The following is a 26093-nucleotide window of genomic DNA, read 5'->3' on the forward strand; positions in this document are numbered from 1 at the left end:
TTGAGTGATTATCCTCTATTGCCGGACCGGCACCCGCAGGGAGATTTTTTCGTCTGCGATATTTTCGACGCGGCACCTAAGGGTGACATCGGATCGATGGAGCACCCGATTTTTTCGCTTTCCACAAAGCCTGATCACCGACCCCGGAAATATTCTCACAACGGTATCACAGTTGAGGTCAAGCCAGGACCGGATGGTTTAGCAACTGTGCATGACAGGGACGTTTTGATCTTTTGCATCAGCAACTTGATAAGGGGCATCAATGAGGGGAAAGAGCCGCAGCAGGTCGTGCGGTTCCACGCATCAGATCTCCTCAAGGCTACCAACAGGATGACCACAGGACGAGGCTATGAACTGCTGAAAGGTGCCATTGAGCGGCTGGCGGGGACGAGGATCAACACGAACATCACCACGGGCGGTCACGAAGTATTTGAGAACTTCGGTCTGATTGAACGCGCCAGAATAGTGCGGGAAACACGCGATGGCCGGATGCAGGAAGTGGAAATCAAGCTCAGCGATTGGGTTTTCAATGCTGTCCGCGCGCAGGAAGTGCTTACGCTGCACAAAGGTTATTTCCGACTGCGCAAACCTCTGGAACGCCGGATTTATGAGTTGGCTAGAAAGCACTGCGGTCGCCAGAGCGAGTGGAGGATCGGGCTTGATACGCTGCATAAGAAATGCGGTTCCGGATCTTCGTTGCGGGAGTTTCGCAGGCTCGTAGGGGCGATTGCCCAGGAAGACAAAGAGTTCGGTCACATGCCGGACTACCATATCAGGGTGGATGACGAGAAGAATCAGCTGCACGTAGTTAGCCGCGGTACGGTGGCGGTAGAATCTTCAACAGTGGTTGAAATTCCACCTCTTGATCCGGATGTTTACGAAATGGCCCGAGAGGCGGCACCTGGTTGGGATGTCCGCATGATCGAGCAAGAGTGGAGAGGCTGGGCCAGCGAGCTGCCCAAAAACCCGGAAATGGCGTTTCTGGGTTTCTGCCGTAAGTGGTTCAAAAAACGCGGTCGGCCTTAAACAGGGGCGTTACGGCGAATTTTGTGTCAGACCGTCATTTGACTGCAGGCGGCGTTTAGCCTTGCCCGCAGCGCCGAGCGTTTCACCGCAACGCCCTTCGCTTCTCAGCTAGCGCCTCCTGCACCTCCAGGAGCGATGCCTTCCCGAAGATATTGAGACTCCAGGAAGGCCAAGGAGAGAAGTCATCAATATTTATGAGCACGGGATCCGTTGCCCAGGAACTTCGCCTGGCTGCAAGTTCCGATGGCAGTTCTGTCTGCAAGCAATCAACGCGGGCGTTTTTCTGGTCAAAAAACAACTGTGCGCTGAAAGCTGATATTGACACGAATTTGATATTCGTGGCAAACAACGTTTACGGGATGCCACGGCTTCTCGTTAAACAATCATCTTGCTAGGAAGTCGTCGCCAACAGGGGACGACACATGCCGATAGAGAGATATCAATCCTTGGTCACAATCGCTGGCGTTATTAGCTGGAAGAAGGCGAGGAAGGTCTTTCAAGTTCGGTACGACCTAGTAAAACTAGGGGTGAAAAGCGGTGCGCCGGCCTACAACTGCACATATATTGTTGACGGCCAGGAACATGTTTTGGTCCCAACAAATCCTGGACCGAGCGGCTTCATCGAGAAACGCCAGATCAACCTTTGGCCTGGTATTCTCAAAAAGCATCACCTCGAATTCGGCGACGGTTCGATGCTGGTTTTCAATCCACAGGATCAAACCATCACGACTTGGGTGGTCGGAGCTGATGGGACAGCTGAAGTCGGTACCGTCGGGAAAGACTGTACGCGTTCAAAAAGCTGATCACTGTACTGCTGAGACGCAGTCTTCCCAAATAGACTTTAAGAACAAGCGCGAGCTGGGTGCCGTTACCTCCCCGTCGGCAAAGTTTGCGCGGCGCATGTTTGTGGCCCAGCCATGCGTCAAAATTTTCCACGAACATTCTGAATTTCGCCTGCAATGGGCGAGATCCCGCGGTGTCGGACCCGCGGGTTATTTCTGTGCATCTGAAACTACGAAAGGAACGAGGGATATGCACTTTTCGAAGAACCTGAAGACTGGCGCACTGGCTGCGGCAGTAGCTGTGGCAGGCACCGGGGCTATGGCAGCCGGTTCGGATACCGGCGTTGAAGCCGGTTTCTATGCACTCGGTCAGGACCTGAACACCATCCTGGCTGGGGCCGGTGGTTACGTCATCATGATCCTGTCTGTGATCATTGGCGGCGTGACCCTGGCCGTGACCGGTCGCTGGGGCCAGGTCGCTATCGCCGTGGGTGTGGCAATCTTCCTGGGCTACGGCATCCAGACCCTGACCAGCCTCGGCGGTGTGACCGCAAGCACCGACCTTCTGGAGCTGTCAGCCGTTGAGGCACCCGTTTCGGAAACCGTCACTCAGTGATCTGGACCTGCTTTCCGCGCCTTCGGGTGCGGGAAGCAATCCCTGAAAGGAAGAGGCATGAGCAACGTCGTCAAAGTGGAACAAAGACTGCAAGACCCGCCGCAGTTCTTTTTCCTGCCCGCCGATGAGGCAGTGGCCGGGTTGTTTCCTGTAGTCATGGGCCTCCTGGGCCGTCAGGCGTTTCTTGGATTTGCCGCCGGTCTTGCTTTTTATTTCATCTGGAAACGTGTGAAAGGCGAACGCGGATTGCAGGGTTTGCTGGCGCTTCTCTATTGGATCACTCCGAAAGAGGTCACCCTTTACCGTTCTTTCCCGGATAGCGCTGTCAGCGCCTGGAGGGCGTGATGAACTTTCAAAACATGGGCAGAGCCTTGAGCCGGTCCCGACGCGCAGTGTTTGCACTGGGCGGCCTCACTGTTGCGCTGGTTGCTGCAAATCTGATGCTATCGGCCAAACTTTATTCCCAGTCCAATCAGGTCGTTCTTGTGCCTACCACAGTCAGCGACGGGATGGTGGCGCGCGGCACCGTGGACAAGGGTTATGTTGAAGTTCTGGCGCTGGATGCAGTCTACGCAATGTACAACAGCTCGCCGCGGACCCTTCACTACGGGCGCAGCACCTTGGAACGGCTGAGTGGCCCGGCTGAACGGGCCAGTATTTTGGATACCTACGACCGGATCTCAAAGGACATCACTGAACGCAAGATCTCGACCGTCTTCTTTCCCCGAAAGATCGAGCACAATTTTGCCAGCTATGAAGTGGTGGTTGAAGGCGACCTCGCCACCTACCTGGAAACAACTCAAGTCACCCGCGAAGACCGCCGGATTTTGATCCGGTTCAAGCCGCAGGCCGGTTCAGTCCGGCTCGCCGCTATCGGGAAAATCTCAGCGGAGGAGTGAAGCTGAACATGTTGAAGTCTATGAAACTGGCTGCGGTCTTCGCAGCCGGGCTGGCGGCGGCTTGCCCGGTGGATGCGGCAGATCAACGTTTTACCGTCTCTGAGGATGGCCTTGTTCGCTTCAAGGCATCTGTCACCGGCATTACCCGCGTCAGTGTCGTGGGCGACCGGATCACGTCGATTGTCAACGACAATGAGGCTTCGGTCTATCAGGTCCGCAACGACGAAAAGACCGGGGATCTGTTCCTCAAATACGCAGGCCCGGAAGGGATGCCGGAAAAGGAAGGCGGCTATCTGGTCACGGAAAAGGGCCTGACGGTTGCTTATGAAATCCTGCCGATCCGCGCGAGCACGCAAACCGCGCTGATCACGGTCAGAAGCAAGAACCCGGAACCGGAGGCGGCTGCGGGCAGCGGCAGTTTTGCCGAAACCGCTCTTGGCGACGGTGATGGCCTGGCAGCTCAGCTGACAGCCGCGACCCGTGACACCATCAGATCGAAGATCCGCAGCCCGCGCCCAGGCAGCGGTCGCCATGGCGCGCTGATCAGCTCGCACCGCACTGGTGAGCTGGTGGGCGAGGTCCGCGTGGCAGCAGCCGGCAAGTCCGCCCGGCAGGTTCGGGAACAGGAGTTTTACCAGGCTGGCGTGCTGTCGGTCTGGGTTCAGAAAAAAAGCCTCGCCGCCGGTGAACGGTCCTGGGTTGTTGTTGTGAGGGCGAAGTGATGGCTCAGAAAGACCGAAAGAAGAACCAAATCATCGCCATCGGTGTTGTAGGCGTCGTCGTGGTTGGGGGCTTCGTTGTTCTTGGCTCAATGATGAACCGTGGGGCAGGGGGCGCGGGTCTCCCGAACCGCTCCAATCCTACGGTTGACGAGACGATCATTTCGGACCGCACGGCTGCGGCCTCACCGGAAATGTCCTGGATCACCTCCGGGCGGCTCCAAATGGAGCGTCTTCAGAAGGAGCTGCAAGAGCAGCGCAAGCTGGTCGAGCAGTCCCGCCGCGAAGCCGAACAACAGGCTGAGGCAATCCGGCAGGAATACGACGAGCCTATCCTGCAGCTAATCGAAAAGATTTCGGCGTTGGAAACCCAACTAGAAGAAGCCAAGAGCCGCCCAGCCGCTAACGGGCCGGAGCAGACATTCAATGCAGCGGCGCTATTGCCCGGCAAAGAGCAATTGACCCAAGAGCCTGCAGAAATGGGTCCGGGGAGCGATTTCATCGAGCGCCGCACACCCTCCCGTACGCCAACCCGCCGGACGGGGCAAACTGCAGGCGAAGGCGAAAGCGCGGTTGCTCACGGCAACTTCGGGCAGAGTTTCACCCTCGCCACTATCGAGCAGCCGGAAACCGAAGAACGCGAGGTCCGCCGCCTGGGAAGCTATCTCCCGGCAGGCAGCTACGCGCCAGCAGTTGTCCTTTCGGGTGCTGATGCGGCCACAAATGTGTCTAACCGGGACAACCCGATTCCGGTTCTGTTCCGTATTACCGGCTCCGCGGTGACCGCAGCGCTTGGAAACCGTCAGCCCGCACGGGTGAACCTGAAAGGTTGCACGGTGCAGGGCTCCGCCACGGGCGATCTGTCGTCGGAACGGGTCAAGGTGCGCCTGATTTCCATGACCTGCGTAAACCGGCAGGGTGAGGTGCTGGAAACCAAAGTTGCAGGCTACATGGCCGGATCCGGCAAGGAAGGCGTGCGCGGGCATGTCGTGAGCCGTGAGGGCGCCAACGTCCGGAATGCCGCAATTGCAGGAGCGCTGGGTGGTCTGGGCAAAGGGCTGAGTGCCGGAGCTACGGCGTCTCTCAGCCAGGAAAACGCCTCGGTCAGCCAGATCCTGCAGAGCGCAGGCGCAGGAACGCTGGCAGGCGGAGCTGAAGAAGCCGCCAGCACGCTGGCAGATTACTACATCAAACGGGCCGAACAATATCAGCCGGTGGTCTCCCTCTATGGCGGAACCAAGGTCGAGCTCGTGTTTCTCGAAGGGGTGGAGCTGGGCCAATGAAGAAACTCGCAAGCCTGATATTGATCGCGCTGGCCGCCGGTTGCGCCAATTCGAACACGGAAAAAGACTTTCTGTGTGAAGCGCAAGAAGGGTCGCCCTGTACAACTATCGGTGCCGTGGATGGCACTGGAGCCGCCGCCGTGACCTCTGTTCAAGAGCGCCCGGAAGACACTGCTGTGAAGAGCCTCGCGCAGAACCCGCTGTTCTCCGGCAAAGGGGCTTTCACCGGCCTACCGGACGGCGGTTTTCCGTACAACGCCGCGGCCTACCGCTCTCCGGAAGTTGTCGGAACGCTCTGGATTGCGCCGATCCTGGATGAAGGCGGGATCATGCATGAGGCGCGCTTTGTGCATTTCGTGATCCAGGAAGGGAAGTGGCGTCAGTGATGAGCAAAGCCAACACAAGAGTCCTGAGCGACAAAGCAGCCCGCATGGTTTCGATCAGGCAAGAGCGGCGCAAAGCTGGTTTTGTCGAAGTGACGGTGTGGCTCCCTGTAGAGCAAGTTCGCCACTTCCGTGACAAGGCTTGGCAAGCAGTTGAAGCCGTCGGCCGTACTTTCCCACGCAACAGCCTATTGGGCCAAAAACGCCGTCAGAGGGGCAGAAAATGACATTCTTTCGTGATGTGATGGCAGGGCTGTTCGGTGACGTTCCTTGGACTGAGGACGAGCCGGATCTGATGGAGGGCGATGTGCTCTCTGACATTCTGCCGTGGCGGGCCTATGACCCGGAACACAAACTTTATCATTTTACCCATGGCAGCGGCTTCCTGATGGAAGTGGGGGCGTCGATCGGTCAAAACGATCTGGCGGAGAATATTGGCGGTGTCATCGCCGCAAACCTGCCGTCCGGCGCTACATTTCAGGTGCTGAACTGGACGTCTCCTGCCATTGAACCGGTTGCCGGGCGCTGGAAATCGGCGCGGCTTGGCCGGTCGGCTCTGATTGACGAAATGGTCAATCAGAGGGTGTCTCACCTTCAGAATATGCGGTTCGGCATTGAAGAAGACGGTGCCCGTGCAATCCCGTTCGACAGGCACATCTTTGTCGCCGTCTGGCTGGAATCGGAAGAGCTGGGCATCGAGGACGAAAAGCGCCTCAAGTCCATGCGCTCGGCCCTCAGGAATGTGTTCAGCACAGCCAGCTGGTCGATGGATGTGGAACCGCCGCGGTTCCTCGCTCTCCTGCGCGAGCTGTTCCACGCGGCTCGCCCGGAAGGCAGCGGCGAGGACTGGGATCAGGAAGCCTATGACGACAACATGCCGCTCAACTATCAGCTGCCCGGCGCGTCCCTGCGTGTTGGCAGCCAGGCGCTTCAATTCTCCGGAACACCTGAGCTGGCGGCTACTGTTTCTTCGGTGAATGCCTATCCGCCGGAATGGGTCTTTGGTCTTGGTATGGCACTCAACGGCGATCCCGCCCGGCTGATGGACCGCCCGCTTGGTCCGGTTCTGACATCGTTCACCCTGAAGGCGATGCCAGGCCAGAAGGCCGGGGCGTTCATCCTGAAGAAACGGGGCATGGCGGAACACGCCGCCAACAGTTCCTTTGGCAAGTTCGTCCCGAACTTCGGGGAGAAAAAGGCAGAGCTGGACGCGCTGGCGGCTGAAATTCAAGCGGGCGAACGCCTCTTTGAAACCCTCTACACCATCGTGGCCTATGCCAGAGGCGGTGCAACAGAGGCACAGATGGCGGCAGGCGAGGTGGAATCTATCTACCGGCGCCAGAGGATCAAACTCTCCAAGGACACCTACCTGCAGTTGCCCTTGTTTCTCGCCAGCCTGCCATTTGGTTGCTCGGGCAAAATGATGTCCGACTTCGGGCGGCAGATGCGTATGCGGCTGATGAAGTCGACCGCCGCGATGGCCTTCCTGCCGGTGCACGGGGAGTGGATGGGCAATGCCCGTGGATCCGGGATGCTGCTGGCCGGTCGCCAGGGGCAGGTGTTCCAATGGGATAATTTCCGTTCGTCGGGCAACTACAATACCGCCGTAGTAGGCAAGTCCGGGGCCGGTAAATCAGTGTTGATGCAGGAACTGGCGGTGGGGATCTACACCTCCGGCGGCAACGTCCTGGTGATTGACGACGGCTATTCGTTCAAAACCACGGCGGAAATCCTGGGCGGCAAGCACATTGCTTTTGACGGCCAGACCCGCAACCGCCTCAATCCGTTTTCTCTGCTCGATGCGGGTGCCATGGGGCAGGACGAATACAAAACCGATGCCATCGAGCTGGTTACCCGCGTTGTCGCCTCGATGGCTGACCTCGGCGGCCACACTGGCGGACGGGTTGAAGGGGTTGAAGAGGACTATATCCGCGCGGCCATTGCCCAGGTCTGGGATGAAAAAGGCCGGGACGGTGAAATCTCCGATGTGCGCGACCGGCTGCAGGATGCCGCGTCTGGTGAACCGCGGCTGCCGGATGTGGTGCGCAAACTCAACCGGTACTCACGCGGCGGGGCCTACGGCCACTACTTCGAAGGCGAGGCCAATATTGCGCTGGATTCGCCGTTCACGGTGGTGGAGCTGAGCGACATCAAGGGTCAGGCCGGTCTTGAGGCGACCATCCTGCAGATCGTCATGTTCCTTGGCACCGAACTGATGTTCAAAACCTCCCGTTCCACGCCTACAGCCATTGTGATTGATGAGGCTTGGGATTTGCTGAAAGGAACCGGCACCGCGGCCTTTATTGAGGGTGTCGTGCGCCGGGCGCGGAAATACACCGGGGCGCTGATCACCGGCACCCAGTCGATGCAGGACTATAAGGCCAACCCCGCCGCCAGCGTCTGCCTGGAAAACTCCGACTTCCGGATCTTCATGGCCCAGAAACCGGAGAGCATCGACGCGCTGCAGAGCATCGACCCGCCGGTGAAAATGCTTCTGAAGTCGCTGACATCGGTTCCGGGCCGGTTTTCCGAACTCGCAATCCAGATGCCTGAGGGCTTTGCCTACGGGCGTCTGCTGCTCGATCCGTTTTCGCTGGCGGTGTTCTCTTCCAAAGGCTCCACGGTTGAACGGATGAACCACTACAAGGCCCAGGGCATGAGCACAGTGGAAGCCATCAAAACCCTTGTTGAGCGGGAGGAAGTGGCATGAGCTGGCCTAAGATTACCCTCATTGCGCTTTTCCTTGTGGCGATGGCCCAGGTCGCAGTGTTTGCTTTCCTGCTGTTGCCGGATTTCTTTGGTGAAGAGCCTCCTGCGGTTGCGGTTTTCGACCCGGAAAAGAGCCTGACCATGTTCGTGGTCTGGTCGAATGGTCGGGTGCCGGACGGGCAATTCGGGGACACCCTGCCAGCATTCCAGCAGGCCGTTCAGTTGGAGATTGACCGGCTTTCCAGCCAGACCGGGCAGATTGTCGTCCGTAAGGGCGCGGTGCTGTCGGCTGCGGACTTTCAGGCCGCCGACGTCACCGGCATCATCATGGAAAAGGTGCTGAGTGATGCGGCGTTCTAAGCTGGTTTTGATCCTGCCTGCCTTGGCTGTGGCGGCTGCCGGTTACTATGGGCTTGCCTGCGGGCGTCTGGTTGTAAATTCAACCAGCAGCCTGAAAGGAAATGCCTACGCAATGGTGACCTGGCCGCTGATCTTGCGGCCGGGTGCCATCGTCGCGGTTGAAATGCCGGAAGTCCTTGAGGGAAAATTCGGCGGGCATGAGCTTTATCTGACCAAGCGGATTGCCGGTGTTGCCGGAGATCCGGTCCGCCGCTCGGGCAATAGCCTCTGCATCAATGGCACCTGCGTCGAAGGACAACTGAAGAACGGCGCGCTCGTTGCACCGCTCTGGCAGGGCAATGTAGTGCCGGACGGCATGATTGCCGTGTTCGGAGACAGCCCGGACAGCCTGGACAGCCGGTATGCAGTGATCGGCCCGCGGCCGGTGGCCGAAGTCGTCGCCGCCGGTATTGAAATCCCCTTTCCCCATTGGACAGACCTTGCGGAGCGCTGGAAATGAAACATCACCGCCGCCGTCTTCAAGCTGCCGTTCTGGTTCTCGCTGCTGCCGCAGGGCAGGGGGCGGCCAAGGATCTCGGCACCCACGGCCCTTTGTTCGAGGTAGCTGAACCCCCTCTGCTGGACACGATCAAGACCCGGCTTCTGGAAATGGAAGCGGCTGGCGAACTGGATCAGATGCAGCAGGAAATGCAGGACACCACACGGGCCTATGTGAACCGGCCGCGCCCGGTTCAGGGGCTAGGGAAGGCAGAGGAATATGCGGTTTGGGAGGTCGATATGTCGATCACCCTGAAAGAGGATCTGGCAGACCATCAGGGCCGGGTCTTCGCCCGCGCTGGCACGGTCGTGAACCCGTTGGCCTATTCCCGCTTTGAAAAGCGCATCGTTCTGCTTGACGGCGACGATCCCGACCAGGTGGCCTTTGCGCTGGCAGATGGCGGCGAGTTGGACACGCTTCTGGTTCTGGTGAACGGTGATCCGCTGGGCCTGATGCGAGAGCATGGCCGCAGGTTCTATTTCGACCAGGATGCTGTGCTGGTGAAACGCTTCGGCATCCGCAATGTCCCTGCCGTGGTACAGCGCGCGGATCCCGTCATGCAGGTGGAAGAAATCGCGCTTGGTAAGGGCGGGGAGGTGCTGCAATGAACCTGCGCGCTCTGATCCTCGCCTTTGCCTTCGCCCTCGCAGCAACCCAAGCGGCAGCAATCTGCAACAAGCGGTTTCTGAACCCCATCACGGAAGTTTGCTGGGACTGCATTTTTCCTATCTCCATCGGCGGCCTGAGCCTGAGCTTTGGCGCCAGCCGCCCAGATACGAGAAACCAGACCTTCCCGCTCTGCATTTGCCCCGGCATCCCGCCCCGGCTTGGCCTTTCCATTGGCCTTTGGGAACCGGCCCGGCTGGTCGATGTAGCAAATGAACCCGGTTGCTTCGTGAACATGGGCTTTGAAATGGATTTCGGGTTGCTATCGCTCGGTAAATCTTCAGCTACCCAGCAAAACGGTGGCAGCACCGGTTCGCGTTGGCAGGCACATTACTACTTCTACCCGCTGGTTTCCTGGCTTGGTGTAATCGTTGACGGGCTGTGCATGCAGAACGCGCAGTTCGACGTCGCCTATATCTCGGAGATTGACCCTCTCTGGCAGGATGCGGAGCTGAATAACCTGATCAACCCGGAGGCAATTCTGTTTGCCAACCCGATTGCTCAGGCGGCCTGCGCTGCAGATTGCACCAAGGCGTCCTCCGGCAATCTGCCGATGGATGCCTTGTTCTGGTGCACCGGTTGCGGCGGCTCGATCTACCCCATCCAAGGCGACGTTGCAGCCCATGTCGGCGGGGTGATGGCGAGCCAGGTGGTAGCAACCAAATTGGTGGCCCGGATGCACAGGCTGCTGATCGCTCGTCAAACCGCTTCAAAGAAACCGCTCTGCCAGACCCGATCGCAACCGGTGATCAAGAAAAGCCAGTACCGGATGCAGGTAACGCGCCCGCGCCCGAAAACGTCGGGACGGTATGGCTGCGGACCCATCGGTTTTTCAGCTCAATATGTGGACCGGCTGAGAGAGTTCCCCTTCAAGGGGGAATCCTTTGGCTGGCTGTTCTGGAGGAAGAGAAATTGCTGCGCACTCTGACTTTTTCGCTGTCGATTGGATTGTCAGCAGGATCCGCCTTGACCGTCCTGTCCCAGTCCCTGGGCGCACAGGAGGTCACGGATGAGGTGATCGAATACGCTCCGGGTAGCACCGGGCGGATCACCGCGCCGCTGGCGACCATCGTTGACACCGCCAAGCAGCAGGGCGAGGCGCTGCGGCAAACCCTGCGCCCGCTCGATGAGGCGGAAGGGGCCTTTTCAGATGTCGATTTCGACGGGCTGCGCACCCGCGCACTGTCGGACCCGCGCGTCCGTGCCTTGCTCGGCGCAGATACGGCCGGGGGCGGCGCCAGCGAGGCGGAAGAAGTGCGCTATGACGGTGCCACCATCTTCTTGCTGGCCTCCTTCTCGATGCCCAAAGAGTCACTGCGGCAAATGATGGCTGAAGCCCGGAAATTCGGTTTGCCCATCGTGTTCCGCGGTTTCGTGAACAACTCGGTTTATGAGACGCAAGCCGCTTTGGAAGAGACGTTCGGCTCTCTGGATGATGCCGTGGGCTTCTCCATCGACCCTACAGTGTTCACCCGGTTCCGGATCACGTCAGTGCCGCAGGTCATTGCCATGAGTGAAGCGGTCGATGTCTGCGAAACACCTGGTTGCGAAGCGGACCCTGTGCCGCTGCATGACCGGGTGGGCGGCAATGTTCCGGTCGAATTTGCCCTGCGCCTGATCGCGGAACAGGGGGAAGCCGGCGCTTTTGAGGCCCGGTGGTTGCTCTCCCAGCAGGAGGCCACAAATGCTGAATAGATCTCTTTCCCTTGCCCTTCTGGCCGTCCTTCTTGGCAGCGGTGCCAATGCGCAATCCTTCATGGATCGGGCGGCCGCGGCAGCTGATGGGGCCGTGAACACTGGCAGCACATTCCGGGATGAAACGATCAACGAGGTGGTGACGCCTTTCGAAACCTCCCGGCCGCCAGAGGCGGGCATGAACCACACCACATTCGAGGACCGCATTCTGGAAACCCGCGATGCGGACAATGACCAGGGGCGGGTTCTGCGCGCCACAGAAGACAGTGCGATTGTCCGTCCGGACATCGACATCGACGGGCAGGGGGAACTGTTTGATGACGCCAATTGGGCGCATGAGAATGCAGAGGATATTGCCGGGCGGTATTTCAGCAGCGAAACCGGCAGCTGCACCACACCGGAAGTTCCGGTGTCTGACGTGCGCGACGAGTTCTGCGAAAGCCTACCTGCGCGGGAAGAAAAGACCTGCCGCCTGATCCGGAAAATCTGGGTGGATCGTACCGACACTTACCGGTGTGACAGACGGGCCGCAAACTTTGTAAAGGTTTGCGAGAAAACACAAAGCTATTCCTGTCGTAGGAACGGCTCTGTCGCGGCCTGTATTCGCAGAAACGTCAAAATTGAGGGGGGCGACGTGACCTGGAATGGTCGGGTTGCGACCATTAGTTTCCCGGCGCCTGGCCGCAAGCCAAAGTTCGCCCATCCTTCAGGCGCTTATCCGGCTACCTACAACTACGCAACTCTTGCGAAGCATCAGTTCAATGTAAGGATCTCCGACAGGTTTGCCCCTGATGAGATCGTCTTGAAGCATGTTAGTGCAGCTGGGCCTGTTCAGATCACAGGGAACGACGGACAACCAATTACGACTGTCGCGGCTTCCGTCCTGAGCAGTTTTGGCACATCAAGTTGGGGGGACACCATTGATTGGGATTACCCCAGGACTCCCGAAGACGGGCTTCTAATCCCGTCTACCAACACTTATGGCTGGGAAACAGACAGCGATGGCGGTTCATTACACACGGCTTTTATCGCAAACTACCCGCAGGTCAGGCAGTGCAATAATTCCAACATTATCTGTTTCAATACACTTGATTACTATGCATCCCAGACAGTGTTTGAATCTGGCTGGGACTCCGATCAGGAGAGTCTATTAAACAGTGTCGGCTTCAACATGCATACGTGGGATATTAGACAGCCCCACGAATACGCGGATCTAAGACATAACACTCAGGTAGAGCGTAATGTAATTCGCCTGCTTGAACTCGACCATTTTGCTACCGCTCGCCCTTCAGGTGGTAAACGGTTCAAGTCCAACAACATGACCACGCGTGTCGTTTACAACAACGCTACCCAAGGGGGTGGCGCAGCAGCGCTGCGCATGGAATTTAGCGGTTCTTGCTGTGATCGCTTCGTGGATACGGGGAGCGAAACATGCGAGTGATTTGCACCCTGTTCCTCATTGTGAGCCTGTTTCAGGCTTGGGCCAGCCCTGTCTCGGCCGAGATTTCCTGCTCTGACCCGTCTTATGAATGCCTTGAATGGTCAGACGGCACAACCACAGGCGGCGTCAGCCTGGGTCGGTATTGTGTGCGCTACGCAGGCATTCAAGACTGTGTGGACAGTGATCCGATGGACGAGTGCTCAGCAGTGCGCGCAAGCCTCAACTGCAACAGGACAGAACGCAGTTGTGTCGATTACCGCAACGGGAAATGCCGTCAGTGGCGGCTGACCTATTCCTGCCTGAACGAACATGAGGATATGAGCCCTGCGCGGCTTGTGAACACTGAGTTCGGGCCGACACAGGAGAGGATTGTTAACCGCTGCGGTGCGCTTGCAGGCAATGAGGAATGCGAGCTGACCGGAACCGTGACGTTGGAAGGCGCGGAAGTGCGCGACATCAACGGCAAGGATTTTTCCCGGAGCTGGTGGAAACGCGAACGTACCTACAGCTGCCTGGCTCCGGGTGAGGGTGACACAACCTGCGGGCCGCTGGAAAGCGATCCAACTTGCATCCTGCAGGGTGATACCTGTCTTGCCGAGACCAATGGCGTCTGTACCAACAGGGAGTATCACTACCGTTGCGGCGTCACCTCCGGGGATCTGCAAACCAGCTGCGAGCCGATCAACGTCTGTGTTGGTGAGAACTGCATCGGGGTTGAACAGGAAACCTCTAGTGATTTTGGCAGATCTGCAGCGTGGTTGAACGTCCTGGCGCAAATGCAAAAGGAATACCGGGAACAAGCTGCCACTGACCCGGATGATGTGCGCTTTTTCCAAGGCACCAAGATGACCTGCAGCAAGGCACCCGGCCGGAACTGCTGCTCAACCGGCGGCATTTTCGGCAGTACCTGCCCGGAAACTGCGTCGATCCTGCGGGACAAACGGGAAGCGGGGTCGACCCATTATGTCGGCGTCACCTGCCAGCAGAAGATTTTGGGCGCTTGCGTAAAGAAGCGCTACCACTATTGCACCTATAACTCGAAGTTCGGCCGGGTCTTCATCGAGGAGTTCAAGAAGCAAGTAGATCAAGGTTGGGGCAGCACACTCGTACCGAACTGCGGCTTTGTCACGATTGAAGATTTTGCCAACGTGGACATTGAGGAAATGGATCTGTCGCCTGTCTTTGGCGACATCATGAGCGACATTCATGTTCCCGTAGCCGAAGACCTGCAGGATTTCTATGAAAACCGGTTCCCAGCGGCCGACAGCCAAGCGCAGGATGCATTCGAGGAGTTGGGCCAATGAACCGGCGCACCTTCCTTCTCTCCAGCCTCACTGCTGCAGCGGCACCGTCAATGTCCTTTGCTCAGGAAAACCCCGGTGTTGGTGTGATTTTCATCGGGGCGTCGTGGTGTGCCTTCTGCAAATCCGCCGCGCCTGTGCTGGCGGCGATGACCCAGCCCGCCGGCATTCCGGTCCTGGTTGCCTCGCATGACGCCCGGCCGATCCCGCCATTTGCCGAGGTGACCGATGCCAGAACCCACCCGGTTGCCGCGCAGATCTCAGAGTTCCCGACCACTCTGATTTACTCGCAGGCTGCCGGGGAAGTAACCGGCCAGATCACCGGCTACCGCAATGCGCGCCACTACGCGCAGTCGGTGCGGGCCGCAGTTCTTGCCGCAGCCGGGAGGACAGGCTGATGCTGAAACCATTGACCCTTACCGCACTTCTCACCACGGCAGCCTATCCCGCCAGCGCCGGGCTGATCTGCAATGGTGAAGAGGTAGACGGCTGGCACTTCTATTGCGACCCGGAACCTGAGCCGGAACCGGTCAAACCGGAACCGGCACCAGAGCCGCAACAGGAAGTCAGAGAAGAACCCCAGGAGCCCAAAGAACCGAAAGAGCTGACGGCCACCGAGGAGATCGAGGCGTTCCGGGAATACGCCGACGAGCTGAAGCACCGCGCCATTCTCGATCCGACCCCGGAAAACGTGCAGGCGTATATGGAGGTGAACAAGCAGATGGCACAGCAGGCGGCGCGTTTCGCAGCCGTCTGGCAGCGGGTGCTGTTCGGCTCGCCCCACCTCGATGCCAATACCCGCCGTCCGCTGACCCAGATGGGAACCAACATCTATCAGGACCAGCGCAATGCGGCGGAGCAGGCGGCTCTGCGCCGGGCGGCACAAGAGGCCGGTCTGATCTTTGTCTATGACAATCCCGCGGACTGCCGCTTGTGCCTTGCGCAGGCGCAGATCCTCGACGGCATCCGCAATGCCTATGGCGTTGAAATTCTGGCGGTGTCCACCGATGGCAGCCCCATCGAGTATTTCCCGGACGCGGTTCAGGACGCGGGCCAGCTTGAGGCCCTTCAGCTCGCGGACAAGCCGCGCCCCTTCATCGCCATTGTCGATGCCGCCAGCGGGGAAACCCAGCTGATCGGGGGCGGACTGCTGACAGAGGATCAGATCCTGGAGCGCGTCTACGTGGTCCGGGAAGTGCCCATGGGCGAACGGTATGAGTGAAGGAGCAGGCAGAATGGTGTATTTCATCGGCAATATCCCAGTGGATCCGGCAACTGACGACGGCCAGAACCTCCTTGGCCGGGCGCATCAGGAACACAGCCGTATTACCTGCGGCTGCCGGAAACCGGCCCCGCAAATGTATGTGGCCTGCGTGAATGGCCGGTTCATTCTGAAACGGATGCCGGGCACCGGTGCGGAACATGCGCCCGGCTGCGAGTCTTTCCTGCCACCAGAAGACCTCTCGGGCCTCGGCCAGGTGCAGGGCAGCGCGATCAAGGAAGATCTGGACAGCGGCACCACGACGCTGAAGGTCGATTTCCCTTTGACCATGGGCAGCAAGCGCCCAGCAGCGCCCGCACCTTCGGGAAAAAAGCCGACAGAGGCCAAGGCCAGCCCGCGCAAGCTCGGCCTGTCGAGCCTGTTGCAATACCTGTGGCATGAGGCGGACCTGGTGAAATGGCCCCCGGCGATGCAGGGCAAACGCTGGTGGGGGCCGGTGCAGCGCGCGGTTCTGAATGCAGCCGCCGGGAAATCCGCCAAGTCCCGTGACCTGCGGGATATTCTCTACGTTCCAGAATACTGGAAGGCGGAGCGGAAAGTCGAGAACGCCGCGCGCCGGGCCAAGCTATTGCGCGGCCTTCAGGCGCCTGCGCGCGGCACCGCTCCATTGGGCCTCGTAGTGGCCGAATACAAAAGCCATGAAGCCACCCGCATGGGTGCGCGCTTTCTGTTCAAACACGCGCCGGACTGCGCCTTTTTTGCGGAAGACGACCTGGTACGGAAATTCGAGAAGGTGTTTGCCGATCAGCTGATGCTCGCGGACACCTTGGGCGACGTGCATGTGATGGTGATCGCGACCTTCAGCGTTGCCAAAGCCGGATACCCCGTTCTGCGGGAAATCGGCATGATGCTGGTCACTGCAAACTGGATCCCGTTTGAAACCGTTCGCGACTATCAGCTGATCCGGGCGCTGACAGAAGGCAAGCGCGCTTTCCTCAAATCCCAGCGGTTCACCCTCGACCAGGAAACCCAGATTGCCTGCGCGGTGCTGACCGATCTGGAATGCCCGGTATCACTGTTTGTTGCTGATCCCGCCGCGGACACCAATGCAGTCGCCGCCCTGCGCGAAGTAGCTGCAGAAGGCACCTATTCTGCCTGGCTCTGGCTGGATGAGGACGCAATGCCAGACCTGCCGGTGCAGGTGATCCATAGAGAGGACTGGCAAAGCACAAGAACCGAACAACAAGAGGCGAACAACAGCTATCAGCACGGAAAGGCAGGCCAATGAAACGCAATCTTTTGAACCTTTTAAGCGCGGCCCTGCTCACGACCGCAAGTTCTGCAACGGCAGACGTAGGCAACGACCTGAAACAGTTTTGGGAACGCACCGGCGGCGGTGTGAACGTCACCAAGCCGACAGCCTACAAGGGGCAGCAGGCGGGCTATGCCACGCTGGGTTCCCTGTATCTGCGCACCCGCCCGCGCAACAGCCAGCTTGCGGCGATCCAACTGCCCTCCGTTCGCGCGGGCTGCGGCGGCATCGATATTTTCGGCGGCGCCTTCTCCTTCATTTCAGAGGAGGAGCTGATCGCACTCATGGAAGCAATCATGCAAAACGCAGCCGGGTTTGCCTTTGAGCTGGCGCTGGAGAGCCTGTCGCCTGCGGTTCAGGAAATCGTCGCCAAGCTCCGGGATCTGATCCAGCAGGTAAACTCGGGCAACATCAACTCCTGTGAAGCCGGGCAGCTTCTCACTGCCTCGCTCTGGCCCAAAATGGACGGGGCTTCTCAGCATGTCTGCCAAACTATTGGCGGCTATTCCGGCCGGTTTGCAGATCGCGTGGCCTCCCGGCACGGCTGCGGCACCGGCGGACAGCATAGCTCGACCCTGGGGCGCGCGAGCGGCGCATTGGCAGAGCAGGTGCCAACGGACGTCAACTATGCGTGGCGCGCAGTGAAGAAGAACAACTTCCTCGCCTCCAACCCGCGCATCGCTGAGTTCTTCATGACCCTCACAGGCACGATCATCACCACTGCCCCGGAAGATGACGATGACAGCACCACGCACCGGGCCATTCCGCCGCGCGCCTTGTCGCCGGATGCGGCCAAAGCGCTGGTCGAGGGTGGTGCCTACAAAAGTCTGCGCTGCGATGAGACGAACGATTGCCTGAACCCCGCGCTCAGGGACAGAAACCTGTCTGCTTCCGACGCGCTGTTTGCGGTGACAGCTGATGCCATTCAGGGTCTGTCCGATGCGATCAGCAATGACACCGCACCGCCGGATGAAGCTATTGCCTTGATCAACCTGACCACCATTCCGGTCTATAAGCATCTGGTCACCGCAAAGAGCTACAAATACCAGTTTGTCCAGGACGACATCAATTCGATGGCGGAATTGGTCGCCGTCGATCTTGCGATTGCCTACATCGACGAAGGGATGAACGAGATCCTGAACTCGGCCGCCAACGTCGATATTGCCGGTGACATCAACCGGGAGTTTCAGGTCACGGTACGCCAGACCAAAGGCGTGCTGCAGGACCTGCGGGCCTCCGCACAGCGGAAATACGCGGAAGCCCTGCGCAATCTGGAGCGCCTGAGCCTTGCCAGGGGTGAACTGGCCGCATCGTCCAACGCGATTTTCGGCAACATCATCAATCAGACCGGGGGGCAGTGATCGATGCCCGAACTCGAAATCCACACGGTTGGCGGCGGCTACTATCTCTATGACGTCTTCAACTACCTCGCTGCCTTCACCGGCTCGGGAAACTTTGGAGCACTGATCTATGGCGGCATCGTCGCTGGCGTGCTGGCGGCGGGTCTCCATCTGGCGGTCTTTGGCGCGGCGCGGCAAGCGGTGACCTATTTTATCGGCGTCATGCTGGTGGTCACTGTCGGCCTCGGCCCCAAGGCGCGGGTGATCATCATGGATTCCACCGTGCCGCTTGGCATCTACGGCACCGTGGACAATGTGCCTTGGTCCGTTGCCTGGGTTGGCTCTCTGACATCGAGGGCCAGCGCTTCACTCACCGACGTGATGGAAACACTGCTCGCTGCGCCGGATAACCTGACCTACCAGAAGTCCGGTATGCTCTTTGGCTCCACCATTCTGAGCCAGGCGGCCCGCTGGCGCTCGGTCACTCCGGTTGTTCAGGAAACCCTCGTGAACTTCATGGAAAACTGCATGGTCGATGGCTCGAACATTGGCATTGTCGATGTGGGTGAGCTGGGGCAGGCAGGCAATCTGGTGGCATACATCGGCGCCAATGTCCCGCAATCTCTGGCCTATTACGATCCGGTTCTGGAAGAAACCACGACCTGCGCAGACGGCTGGCCGCAGATCTCGACCCGTCTCAACAACGAAGTGCAGAACGTCCTCTTTCAAAAGGCCGCGGCGATGGATCAGAGCCATTTCGCAGCAGATCCCGCGCTCTCGGCCGCCGATATGCGTCAGACACTCAACGAGTTTCAGACCTTCATTGGCATGACCTCGGCCGGTGCCCAGCAGACCATCCGTCAAACCATGCTGGTCAATTCTCTGGATGGCGCGGTGCAGCGGCTGATTGCCTCCTCGGGCAACAACGCGGCGATGACCGCCTATCAGGCGGCGAGGGCGGAAGCCCAGACCTCGGCCAGCTACAGCTCCGTGGGGATTACCGCCCTGAAATGGGTGCCGCTCCTGAAAATCGTGTTTGAATCGCTCTACTATGCGGCTTTCCCGCTGGCGATGGTCATGATGATGACGCCTCTGGTCTGGAATGTCATGAAAGGATACTTCGGGGGCTTCCTCTGGCTGGCTGCCTGGGATCCGCTGTCCGCCATCCTGCATTCCATCGTCATGAAAGCCAGCTCCGGCTATTACCGGGAGGCAATGGGCTCTTATAGCACTGGTGCGCTCGACTATTCCCTGACCTTCGCCAACTACCTGGGCGTCCGCGCGGTCGAACAGGATGTGGGCACCATCGCGGGTTACCTGATGATGTCGGTGCCGTTCGTTTCCACTGTGATCCTGTTCGGCGCGAGCCGAATGGCTGGCCTTGCGACCTCGATGCTGAACGTCGGGCAGGGGGCTGCAATTGAATCGGGCCGCGAAGCGGCCACCGGAAATATCTCTCTCTCCAATGCCAGCATGAATAACTTCGCGGCCAACAAGTGGAACACTTCCTCGGTGCATGATGCAGGGGCCGCCACTGTGCGGATGGCAAATGGCGCGATGCGGACCGTCAACGCGGACGGATCTTCGACCTTCGCCACCGGCACCGCCCAATCGACCGGCGGCATGTCGGCACGGGTGGGTCAGACGATCCGGGAAGAGGTTTCGGACCGGAAAGAGGCCGCGATCCGCAATGCAACGTCGCTGCGCGATGAGTGGAGCACCGCGCTTAACCAGACCGCCGCAAACTATGCGAATTTCGGCCGGTCCTTGGCCACTGGCACCAGCACCGCTAGCGACAGCTCTACCTCTCAGAGCCACCGATGGACTGAAGAGGCCAGGAAGGCACATACAGCGGTTGAGAAATTCGCCAAGGAACACGGGATCTCAGTGGACGCTGCATACAAAGTTGCACTAGCAGCGGGCGCGAAGGGTGGCCTCGGTGCTGGTAAGAAAGAAATTTCAGTTGGTCTTGATGGAAGTATCATCGGAACCGGCTTGGACAGTGATGCCTACCGCCGTGTTGCTTCCGCCGCGCGAGACTCCGGCTTGACAGAAACCGTTGCCAAATACGGCGATGCAGTGAACTCGATCAGGGCAAGCGAGACCAGCAGCCTGACCAATACCGAAGACGGTGGAGAACGCTGGAGCATCGACAATGCGCAGCGCAAAGGCAACGCATATGCAGAGGCTCGAGAGGAAGCCGAAACTCTGGCCTCAGCAGAAAGCAACCTCTATTCGCACGGCATCAGCTATGACGGCCAGCTGACCGACGCGGTGATCGGCGAATGGCGTGAGGCTGGATACAGTGAGCAGCAGATCTCCGGCTTCCTCAATCCGAAGTCCACCGCTGGTGTGAAAGCCCAAGAGGCCGCCGTGGAGAAAGTCCTGCCCGGGTTGCTTCAGGAGCTTGGCCTGGATCGGCCGAACCCGGGCTTAGCCGAAGCTCATACGCTTTCCCGCCCAAAGGAAGAAATCACCACCCAGCGCCTGCCATCGAGCGGCATGGACCATCACAAAGAGTTTGGCCGGATCACCGAGGCTACCACCAAGGTTCAAGGGGCCATGGAAAACCATAGGACTGCCTTGTCTGAGCAGGCAACCTCCAAAGCGACAGAAAATGAGCGCGCAGTGGTAGACGGTCAGGATTTCGGAGTGGTTCCGGGCGCGCTTCAGAAGGTTTGGACGACCGGAGAGGACATCGTGGACAGCGTTCTCGACGCAGGCTCGGCTGTATCCTCTGCGATCACCGGCACACCTCAGCTCTCCAACTACGACCGGGATGTGATGATCCGGACCATCGCCGGAGAAGCTGGACGGGAAAGTGACACTGGGCAGGCCGCTGTGGCGCATGTGATCATGAACCGGGTTGCAGATGAGCGTTGGGGAGACAATCCGGCCGAGGTCAGCCTGCAGCTCAAACAGTTCTCTGCCTGGAACAACGGCGTTGGCGGAAACAGCCTGCCCCTAAATCTCGAAGAAGGCAGCGCCGAATATGAGCGGATCGGCCGGATTGTCGATGGCGTTGCCGCCGGACAGATCCCCGACGTGACCGGCGGTGCGACACACTATTACTCACCAAAAGGTATGGCCGCGCATGTGGCCGCCGGGGAGCAAACCAATGAGGTGCCCACTTGGCTCTCACGAGAATCACAGGCGCGCGGGCGCCAGAATATTCAGATCGGCGGTCACATTTTCACCGGTCTCAGAAGGGAAGGCGAATGAGGTCAATACCGATGATTATACGCCGAAAAGGCGCCGAAAAGGCCCCGCGAGTCGCTCAGGTCATGCTCAACGGTATGACTGCCGTCGTTGTTCCGCAGCAGCCAGACAACAACCCAGATTGCACCTGCGCCGAGATAGAACAATCCGATGGTTTCGAGCTGCAGGACAACAAGCACGGCGAAGCCCACCAGGTAGGCGATTTCTTTCCAAAATTTCGTCATCAGGCGTCGCATAGGGGCTTCTCCTTTAGGGCGAACAAGCATAGCAAAACACTCCTAAACAGGCAATGAAACCGCAGCAATTCTAAGAACAGAAAGGAAACGGGCAATGATTTTGAGCAACACAACATGGGGCAAGGCAGTTTTGGCGGCAGCAGTGGGTCTCACCATGACCACGGCCCCTGCCGCCGCTGAAACGCCGCAGGCCGATTTCGAGTTTGATCAGCGCGTGCGTGACGCACTTCTTCGCAATCCGGACATCATCCTGGAAGTGTTCGCTCTGCTGGAAGCAAAGGAAGAAGCCGCCAAAGCCGTGAAAGACCAGGAACTGATCGCCAATGTGACTGACGAGCTGTTTGAAGGGCTCGATCCGGAAAAGCCGATCCTGGTGGAATTTCAGGACTACAACTGCGGGTATTGCCGCCGGGCGCACCCCGTTGTCGCCTCTCTGAAGGAAACCATGCCTGACCTGCAGCTGGTGATCATGGAAACACCTGTCCTGGGCAAGGAATCGGAGTTCACCGCCAAGGTGGCTTTGGCGCTGAAAGCGCTGAAGGGCATGGACGCCTACCGCGAATTTTCCGATGCCATGATGTCGGTACAGGGAAAGGCCAGCGCCGCAACTTCTATCCGCCTGCTGGTGGAGCTGGGCCATGAACCGGAAGAAATCACCGCTGCGGTGAATGAAGGCATCGGCGCAGATGATCTGGAAAAGGCCAAGCGCCTGGCCGCTGCACTCGGCGCAACCGGCACCCCGTACTTTGTGGGGCCCGGCGGCATCATCCGCGGCGCGGCTCCGGCCGACCGGCTGCAGGCTATCACAACTGCGTCGGCAACCGATGACTCCACTGGAAACTGAGAAAGGTGTCGCGGCGGGCCATGGCAGCAATACCTCTGCAAAGGATGAGGCCCACAGCCGGGCATAGCAAAGCCCACCGCTGACAAACAAGTTAAGCAAAAAGGCCCATGAGTAAAGGCGGCCACACAATTCGAAAAGGGATTTTCCAGTGAAAACGATCAAGCGAGCAGTTGCAGTTGCGGGCCTGATGGGCCTGGCCGGTTGCATGGGAAACACCTCCCAGACCTCGGCCAATATCATGGGGCTGCAATCTATGGCAGGCGTCCAGCGCGCGGCCCAGGCCCAGCCTTCGGAAAAGGATCTCGCCATGAGCTGCAGCGAGGTTAAGGAAGAGTTGGGCACGCTCTACGCGCGCAGCGAGGCGATCAACAAGGCAGAACGGAAACGAGAGCGCAAAGCCAACTTGACCGGCGGCCTCATGGAGGCGGGCCTGTCTGTCCTCGGCGCCGGTGCCATCGCCAACGCGGGATCAGCCCAGTCAATTTCCAACGTGGGCACAGCCACCGCTGTAGCCGGCACCGCAGCCAGCGGCGTGCGCGGATCCGGCGGCCCTGACGCCCAAACCTACAATACGGCACTAGCGATCGCAGAACGCAGCGCGCTCCTGGAGCGCGTAAAACTCGCCAACGGCTGCTGAAGCCCCGCAACTGTCTCATGAAAAGAGGAAACCACGAGAGCCCATGCTTTTAGCGTATGGCGGCACGTGGATCCTGAAACCAGAGGACGCAAAGAGAAAATCGCGCACGAGATCGGTTTCTCGACGAACCGCGCAGCGCAGCATCTGCGAACCGGGCGGTCCGGGATGCTCGCGCTCGCGTCATCAATGCTCTTCTCGGTGGCGGCGGGCTCGAAGCCGACATGCGGCGTCGCGGCGGCAGGTTTGCAGCGCTTCCCGAGTTGGTCACCGCCGCAGTATGACGCCAGCCAGCCCAAACGCGACCTTCATATCAGGCGCAGCGATTGCTTCGCTGCGGGTGCGAAGCATTTTGGCCAATTCCCCAAACCGGCCATCCAGCAGGTGGTGGCGGCACCGGCTGATGCTACGCTCCACACCAAGTGACGCGATGCGCAGGAAGCCGCCGCTGCAAAGTTGCGATCCGTCTTCGCCCTTCGGAGCCTGACCGGCCCAATGCTGCCGTTCATAGAGGATATGGACTGCTGCGATGCGACCTGACATTCTGGACTTTCGCCGCGCATGCAAAGTCTAGCGGCCAACAGCTCACGATGCTCCAGCAGATCGGCATTGATAATCATGCCTACCAGAACGCAGTTAGCTGGCGAAGTTGTCAAATAGAGACAATTGCCGCGTGGGTAGCCACTGAAATGCAGTGCTTTGGTCCCACTCCAAAGCTCTGGCCCTCATGTCTGCCAGCAACGTTTCTGACAGCCTCTTGCGGGAGAAGCTATTTGCTTCGTAGGACAATATCTCCTCATTGGAGATGTCCTTAAGCCGAGCTACAACGAATGCAGAAAGCCTTGGCCCGGTCTGAATTTCATCAGACAAGCAAATTGTTCGGAGTGTGCGGACTAGTGCGCCAACTGCGTTCGGGTTGTCCTCCAGTATGAGCTCCAAATACTTCTGAGAAAGATCAGAAAAATAATCCTGGCCGTGGTGAAGCGAACTAGAGCGCCAGTCATATAGAATTGCGTCCCAATTGAAGAAGGTGGTTTCAAGAAGGGACAAAGGACTGTGAGCTTCGACTACACCTTCTGCAAAAGCCCAAGTTCGCGAGACCTCCCACACATCAAAGTTCCATCGCCCAAAACGAACACGATGCCCACCAAACTTGTTTTGAACTGCTTCGTACCGCCCCAAGGTGTCCATGAAGGTTTCACGATCATGAACCTGAACAACCGTATCTACATCGCTGGCGAAGCTCGGCGCACCTAAAAGGGAGATGTCCCTGAGCGCTCCACCGAAGATAAAAATATCTGCACAAACAGATACTTCGTCAATGAAGCGCCCAACGGCACTACGTTCAGCAATCGGCTCATCAAAGAAGCGACGGATACGCTTCTTGGCGGCTTTCTGGTCAAGTGCAGGTTTCATCTTTTTCCTTAGCAGCGAAGCTCTCTAAGTTCCCGCTCGAAGCTTAGTGCGAAGCCGTCTGTCATACCAGAGATCATGTCTGTGAGCAATTGACAGCGGCGATAACCCAACGGAAGGTCTTCGTTCGGGCTTTCGAAAACTCGCCGGTAATTCTCCGAGATGCGTCCGTAGGCGTACTTCTCAAAAGGAGTTCCGGGATGTCCTTTGGTCTCCTTCTGGGGGTCGCCACGGCTAACGATGGCAGGCCAAAGCATATCCATGATTGAATGGATAACTTTGTGCCCTTCCAGTTCCAGCTCAAGAACACTTCGGTGCTTGTAGGCGTTCTCGAACGCAAAACCTTTAAGTTTTTTGCAAAGCAATGCAGCACTCGACACGGAAATGAGATCGTCTTTCAAAGCGCCTTTCTCGATATCGGATTGCCTCTCTAGGAAAGCTTCAATGACCGCAGAAACCATGTTTCCGATGGCAAACACCCGGAACATCTGGGTTGAAAGATCATTTACTTCGTTCGGCGATAGTTTCGCGTCTTTGTGCTTTTTGTGCTGTGCGTCCGCTCGCTCGCAGACATCTTTGATCACAGCGTCGGTTTCAGGTTCTCCGTCCGCCCCAGCTTCGAGATAGCTGATCAAATCTCTGTAGGAAACCAGCCCTTTCTTTACCGCATCTTCCACATCCAAAACCGAATAAGCAATGTCGTCGCTTGCTTCCATCAAAAACGTTAACGGATGCCGCACCCCCTCTTTCAGACCGGTCTCTTTCCAAACGTCCGCCACCACATCCAGTTCGGAATGAAAGCACCCGAACTTTTTGGTCGCAATATTCGACTTATCCTGTTGCTCCGAGGTCCCAGGGTACTTCATTAGGGCAGCCAACGCGCCGCACGTAAGGTTGAGCCCAAAGTTGTCGTTCATAATCTGGAGCTTGGTGAGCACGCGAAGCGCTTGGGCATTACCTTCAAACTTTTCAAAGTCCCGACGCATACGCAACTTCACATCGGAAGAAATATCCAGGTTCTCGCAATCAAGGAACTTAAATGCCTTAGCCTCGTTTTTTTTGAACCAGTCTCCTATGGCATACTCACCTTGATGGCCGAATGGCGGGTTGCCGATATCATGCGCGAGCCCCACTGTCGCGAGAATTGAGGGCAGATCGCGCTTATGCTCAGCTAATTTAAAATTGCCCCCCCCGCGATGAGCGAGTGAAACACCAATACTCCGTGCAATATTGGACACCTCATGGGAATGAGTAAGGCGCGTTCTAACGCTGTCGTTTTTCTCCAAAGGGAATACTTGGGTTTTGTCCGCTAACCGCCGAACAGGAGTGCTAAAAAGAACTCGGTCATAATCGCGCTCAATTTCCGTTCTATCGCCGCCTGCATTTAGCGGCTGCCCGTCTTTCTTGTGCATGTCCTTACGCCGGGTTGCGGACATAAGTTTTTTCCAATCCATT

28 protein-coding genes are annotated in these 26093 nt (G+C 58.4%); 25 read left to right on the forward strand and 3 right to left on the reverse strand.

From position 1 onward, the window contains the following. The 22 genes from phaeop14_RS18160 (at position 1) to phaeop14_RS18265 (ending at position 21514) form a co-directional block, all read left to right on the forward strand. Positions 1 to 1026: a replication initiator protein A gene (locus tag phaeop14_RS18160; RefSeq protein WP_244905861.1), complete on the forward strand. Its 1026-nt coding sequence runs from the start codon at positions 1 to 3 to the stop codon at positions 1024 to 1026. Positions 1027 to 1448: 422 nt separating this feature from the next. Continuing rightward, complete coding sequence (locus phaeop14_RS18165) at positions 1449 to 1829, forward strand: hypothetical protein (RefSeq protein ID WP_096790494.1); 381 nt, start codon at positions 1449 to 1451, stop codon at positions 1827 to 1829. 229 nt (positions 1830 to 2058) lie between these two features. Then, on the forward strand, positions 2059 to 2424 hold the full coding sequence (locus phaeop14_RS18170; protein WP_096790495.1) for a hypothetical protein: 366 nt from the start codon (positions 2059 to 2061) through the stop codon (positions 2422 to 2424). A gap of 57 nt (positions 2425 to 2481) precedes the next feature. Next, positions 2482 to 2769, forward strand: coding sequence for a type IV conjugative transfer system protein TraL (traL, locus tag phaeop14_RS18175; protein WP_065267734.1), 288 nt, complete (start codon positions 2482 to 2484; stop codon positions 2767 to 2769). Next, positions 2769 to 3323, forward strand: coding sequence for a TraE/TraK family type IV conjugative transfer system protein (locus phaeop14_RS18180; RefSeq protein ID WP_096790496.1), 555 nt, complete (start codon positions 2769 to 2771; stop codon positions 3321 to 3323). Before traL ends, phaeop14_RS18180 begins: the two co-directional genes overlap by 1 nt. Before the next feature lie 8 nt (positions 3324 to 3331). Then, positions 3332 to 4045, forward strand: a complete 714-nt coding sequence (locus phaeop14_RS18185; RefSeq protein WP_123619063.1) for a TraK domain-containing protein — start codon at positions 3332 to 3334, stop codon at positions 4043 to 4045. Beyond that, complete coding sequence (locus phaeop14_RS18190; RefSeq protein ID WP_096790498.1) at positions 4045 to 5325, forward strand: TraB/TrbI/VirB10 family type IV secretion system protein; 1281 nt, start codon at positions 4045 to 4047, stop codon at positions 5323 to 5325. Before phaeop14_RS18185 ends, phaeop14_RS18190 begins: the two co-directional genes overlap by 1 nt. After that, positions 5322 to 5711 carry a TraV family lipoprotein gene (locus phaeop14_RS18195; protein ID WP_096790499.1) on the forward strand — a complete coding sequence of 130 codons (390 nt, stop codon included), beginning with the start codon at positions 5322 to 5324 and terminating at the stop codon, positions 5709 to 5711. The genes phaeop14_RS18190 and phaeop14_RS18195 overlap by 4 nt, the downstream gene beginning before the upstream one ends. After that, complete coding sequence (locus phaeop14_RS18200; RefSeq protein ID WP_096790500.1) at positions 5711 to 5935, forward strand: hypothetical protein; 225 nt, start codon at positions 5711 to 5713, stop codon at positions 5933 to 5935. The genes phaeop14_RS18195 and phaeop14_RS18200 overlap by 1 nt, the downstream gene beginning before the upstream one ends. Next, positions 5932 to 8418: a TraC family protein gene (locus phaeop14_RS18205; protein ID WP_096790501.1), complete on the forward strand. Its 2487-nt coding sequence runs from the start codon at positions 5932 to 5934 to the stop codon at positions 8416 to 8418. Before phaeop14_RS18200 ends, phaeop14_RS18205 begins: the two co-directional genes overlap by 4 nt. Next, positions 8415 to 8777, forward strand: coding sequence for a hypothetical protein (locus phaeop14_RS18210; RefSeq protein ID WP_096790502.1), 363 nt, complete (start codon positions 8415 to 8417; stop codon positions 8775 to 8777). The genes phaeop14_RS18205 and phaeop14_RS18210 overlap by 4 nt, the downstream gene beginning before the upstream one ends. After that, entirely contained in the window at positions 8764 to 9276 is a 513-nt protein-coding gene (locus phaeop14_RS18215; protein WP_096790503.1) for a S26 family signal peptidase, read from the forward strand. The genes phaeop14_RS18210 and phaeop14_RS18215 overlap by 14 nt, the downstream gene beginning before the upstream one ends. Continuing rightward, positions 9273 to 9923, forward strand: a complete 651-nt coding sequence (gene traW / locus phaeop14_RS18220; protein ID WP_096790504.1) for a type-F conjugative transfer system protein TraW — start codon at positions 9273 to 9275, stop codon at positions 9921 to 9923. The genes phaeop14_RS18215 and traW overlap by 4 nt, the downstream gene beginning before the upstream one ends. Then, positions 9920 to 10909 carry a conjugal transfer pilus assembly protein TraU gene (gene traU / locus phaeop14_RS18225; RefSeq protein ID WP_096790579.1) on the forward strand — a complete coding sequence of 330 codons (990 nt, stop codon included), beginning with the start codon at positions 9920 to 9922 and terminating at the stop codon, positions 10907 to 10909. The genes traW and traU overlap by 4 nt, the downstream gene beginning before the upstream one ends. Positions 10910 to 10947: 38 nt before the next feature. Continuing rightward, on the forward strand, positions 10948 to 11676 hold the full coding sequence (trbC, locus tag phaeop14_RS18230; protein ID WP_244905862.1) for a type-F conjugative transfer system pilin assembly protein TrbC: 729 nt from the start codon (positions 10948 to 10950) through the stop codon (positions 11674 to 11676). Continuing rightward, a complete protein-coding gene (locus phaeop14_RS18235) occupies positions 11666 to 13117 on the forward strand; it encodes a hypothetical protein (protein WP_096790505.1) in 1452 nt (483 codons plus the stop codon). The genes trbC and phaeop14_RS18235 overlap by 11 nt, the downstream gene beginning before the upstream one ends. Beyond that, positions 13108 to 14421, forward strand: a complete 1314-nt coding sequence (gene traN / locus phaeop14_RS18240; protein ID WP_096790506.1) for a conjugal transfer protein TraN — start codon at positions 13108 to 13110, stop codon at positions 14419 to 14421. The genes phaeop14_RS18235 and traN overlap by 10 nt, the downstream gene beginning before the upstream one ends. Then, positions 14418 to 14816: a TlpA family protein disulfide reductase gene (locus phaeop14_RS18245; protein ID WP_096790507.1), complete on the forward strand. Its 399-nt coding sequence runs from the start codon at positions 14418 to 14420 to the stop codon at positions 14814 to 14816. Before traN ends, phaeop14_RS18245 begins: the two co-directional genes overlap by 4 nt. Beyond that, complete coding sequence (locus phaeop14_RS18250) at positions 14816 to 15640, forward strand: conjugal transfer protein TraF (protein WP_096790508.1); 825 nt, start codon at positions 14816 to 14818, stop codon at positions 15638 to 15640. Before phaeop14_RS18245 ends, phaeop14_RS18250 begins: the two co-directional genes overlap by 1 nt. 13 nt (positions 15641 to 15653) lie before the next feature. Next, positions 15654 to 16928: a DUF1173 family protein gene (locus phaeop14_RS18255; protein ID WP_096790509.1), complete on the forward strand. Its 1275-nt coding sequence runs from the start codon at positions 15654 to 15656 to the stop codon at positions 16926 to 16928. Continuing rightward, entirely contained in the window at positions 16925 to 18313 is a 1389-nt protein-coding gene (locus tag phaeop14_RS18260; protein ID WP_096790510.1) for a conjugal transfer protein TraH, read from the forward strand. The genes phaeop14_RS18255 and phaeop14_RS18260 overlap by 4 nt, the downstream gene beginning before the upstream one ends. A gap of 3 nt (positions 18314 to 18316) precedes the next feature. Next, positions 18317 to 21514, forward strand: a complete 3198-nt coding sequence (locus phaeop14_RS18265; protein ID WP_096790511.1) for a conjugal transfer protein TraG N-terminal domain-containing protein — start codon at positions 18317 to 18319, stop codon at positions 21512 to 21514. A 2-nt stretch (positions 21515 to 21516) separates the two neighbouring features. On the opposite strand, the gene phaeop14_RS18270 is transcribed toward phaeop14_RS18265, so the two are convergent. Beyond that, positions 21517 to 21747: a hypothetical protein gene (locus phaeop14_RS18270; RefSeq protein ID WP_096790512.1), complete on the reverse strand. Its 231-nt coding sequence runs from the start codon at positions 21745 to 21747 to the stop codon at positions 21517 to 21519. Positions 21748 to 21841: 94 nt separating this feature from the next. Here phaeop14_RS18270 and phaeop14_RS18275 point away from each other — a divergent pair, with 94 nt between their 5' ends. From phaeop14_RS18275 to phaeop14_RS19655, 3 genes are all read left to right on the forward strand, one after another. Next, complete coding sequence (locus phaeop14_RS18275) at positions 21842 to 22591, forward strand: DsbA family protein (protein ID WP_096790513.1); 750 nt, start codon at positions 21842 to 21844, stop codon at positions 22589 to 22591. 148 nt (positions 22592 to 22739) lie between these two features. Continuing rightward, the gene (locus phaeop14_RS18280; RefSeq protein WP_123619064.1) at positions 22740 to 23228 is read left to right on the forward strand and encodes a hypothetical protein; all 489 of its coding nucleotides are present in this window, start codon (positions 22740 to 22742) and stop codon (positions 23226 to 23228) included. A 66-nt stretch (positions 23229 to 23294) separates the two neighbouring features. After that, the gene (locus tag phaeop14_RS19655; protein ID WP_123619065.1) at positions 23295 to 23651 is read left to right on the forward strand and encodes a hypothetical protein; all 357 of its coding nucleotides are present in this window, start codon (positions 23295 to 23297) and stop codon (positions 23649 to 23651) included. 210 nt (positions 23652 to 23861) lie between these two features. On the opposite strand, the gene phaeop14_RS18290 is transcribed toward phaeop14_RS19655, so the two are convergent. Together phaeop14_RS18290 and dgt are read right to left on the reverse strand one after the other, a co-directional pair. Then, on the reverse strand, positions 23862 to 24641 hold the full coding sequence (locus phaeop14_RS18290; protein ID WP_096790516.1) for a hypothetical protein: 780 nt from the start codon (positions 24639 to 24641) through the stop codon (positions 23862 to 23864). An 8-nt stretch (positions 24642 to 24649) separates the two neighbouring features. After that, entirely contained in the window at positions 24650 to 26092 is a 1443-nt protein-coding gene (gene dgt / locus phaeop14_RS18295) for a dGTP triphosphohydrolase (protein WP_096790517.1), read from the reverse strand. Between the last annotated feature and the right edge of the window lies 1 nt (position 26093).

This window comes from Phaeobacter piscinae, assembly GCF_002407245.1.
GTDB lineage: Bacteria > Pseudomonadota > Alphaproteobacteria > Rhodobacterales > Rhodobacteraceae > Phaeobacter > Phaeobacter piscinae.

Coding starts and splice junctions, on each gene's coding strand:
- phaeop14_RS18235 (WP_096790505.1), top strand. CDS start 11,666: ATGCTGAATAGATCTCTTTCCCTTGCCCTTCTGGCCGTCCTTCTTGGC.
- phaeop14_RS18185 (WP_123619063.1), top strand. CDS start 3,332: ATGTTGAAGTCTATGAAACTGGCTGCGGTCTTCGCAGCCGGGCTGGCG.
- phaeop14_RS18270 (WP_096790512.1), bottom strand. CDS start 21,747: ATGCGACGCCTGATGACGAAATTTTGGAAAGAAATCGCCTACCTGGTG.
- phaeop14_RS18200 (WP_096790500.1), top strand. CDS start 5,711: ATGAGCAAAGCCAACACAAGAGTCCTGAGCGACAAAGCAGCCCGCATG.
- phaeop14_RS18190 (WP_096790498.1), top strand. CDS start 4,045: ATGGCTCAGAAAGACCGAAAGAAGAACCAAATCATCGCCATCGGTGTT.
- phaeop14_RS18180 (WP_096790496.1), top strand. CDS start 2,769: ATGAACTTTCAAAACATGGGCAGAGCCTTGAGCCGGTCCCGACGCGCA.
- phaeop14_RS18265 (WP_096790511.1), top strand. CDS start 18,317: ATGCCCGAACTCGAAATCCACACGGTTGGCGGCGGCTACTATCTCTAT.
- traW (WP_096790504.1), top strand. CDS start 9,273: ATGAAACATCACCGCCGCCGTCTTCAAGCTGCCGTTCTGGTTCTCGCT.
- traN (WP_096790506.1), top strand. CDS start 13,108: ATGCGAGTGATTTGCACCCTGTTCCTCATTGTGAGCCTGTTTCAGGCT.
- phaeop14_RS18215 (WP_096790503.1), top strand. CDS start 8,764: ATGCGGCGTTCTAAGCTGGTTTTGATCCTGCCTGCCTTGGCTGTGGCG.
- phaeop14_RS18245 (WP_096790507.1), top strand. CDS start 14,418: ATGAACCGGCGCACCTTCCTTCTCTCCAGCCTCACTGCTGCAGCGGCA.
- phaeop14_RS18205 (WP_096790501.1), top strand. CDS start 5,932: ATGACATTCTTTCGTGATGTGATGGCAGGGCTGTTCGGTGACGTTCCT.
- phaeop14_RS18260 (WP_096790510.1), top strand. CDS start 16,925: ATGAAACGCAATCTTTTGAACCTTTTAAGCGCGGCCCTGCTCACGACC.
- phaeop14_RS18255 (WP_096790509.1), top strand. CDS start 15,654: ATGGTGTATTTCATCGGCAATATCCCAGTGGATCCGGCAACTGACGAC.
- phaeop14_RS18170 (WP_096790495.1), top strand. CDS start 2,059: ATGCACTTTTCGAAGAACCTGAAGACTGGCGCACTGGCTGCGGCAGTA.
- phaeop14_RS18210 (WP_096790502.1), top strand. CDS start 8,415: ATGAGCTGGCCTAAGATTACCCTCATTGCGCTTTTCCTTGTGGCGATG.
- dgt (WP_096790517.1), bottom strand. CDS start 26,092: ATGGATTGGAAAAAACTTATGTCCGCAACCCGGCGTAAGGACATGCAC.
- phaeop14_RS18275 (WP_096790513.1), top strand. CDS start 21,842: ATGATTTTGAGCAACACAACATGGGGCAAGGCAGTTTTGGCGGCAGCA.
- phaeop14_RS18165 (WP_096790494.1), top strand. CDS start 1,449: ATGCCGATAGAGAGATATCAATCCTTGGTCACAATCGCTGGCGTTATT.
- phaeop14_RS18250 (WP_096790508.1), top strand. CDS start 14,816: ATGCTGAAACCATTGACCCTTACCGCACTTCTCACCACGGCAGCCTAT.
- phaeop14_RS18290 (WP_096790516.1), bottom strand. CDS start 24,641: ATGAAACCTGCACTTGACCAGAAAGCCGCCAAGAAGCGTATCCGTCGC.
- traL (WP_065267734.1), top strand. CDS start 2,482: ATGAGCAACGTCGTCAAAGTGGAACAAAGACTGCAAGACCCGCCGCAG.
- phaeop14_RS18195 (WP_096790499.1), top strand. CDS start 5,322: ATGAAGAAACTCGCAAGCCTGATATTGATCGCGCTGGCCGCCGGTTGC.
- traU (WP_096790579.1), top strand. CDS start 9,920: ATGAACCTGCGCGCTCTGATCCTCGCCTTTGCCTTCGCCCTCGCAGCA.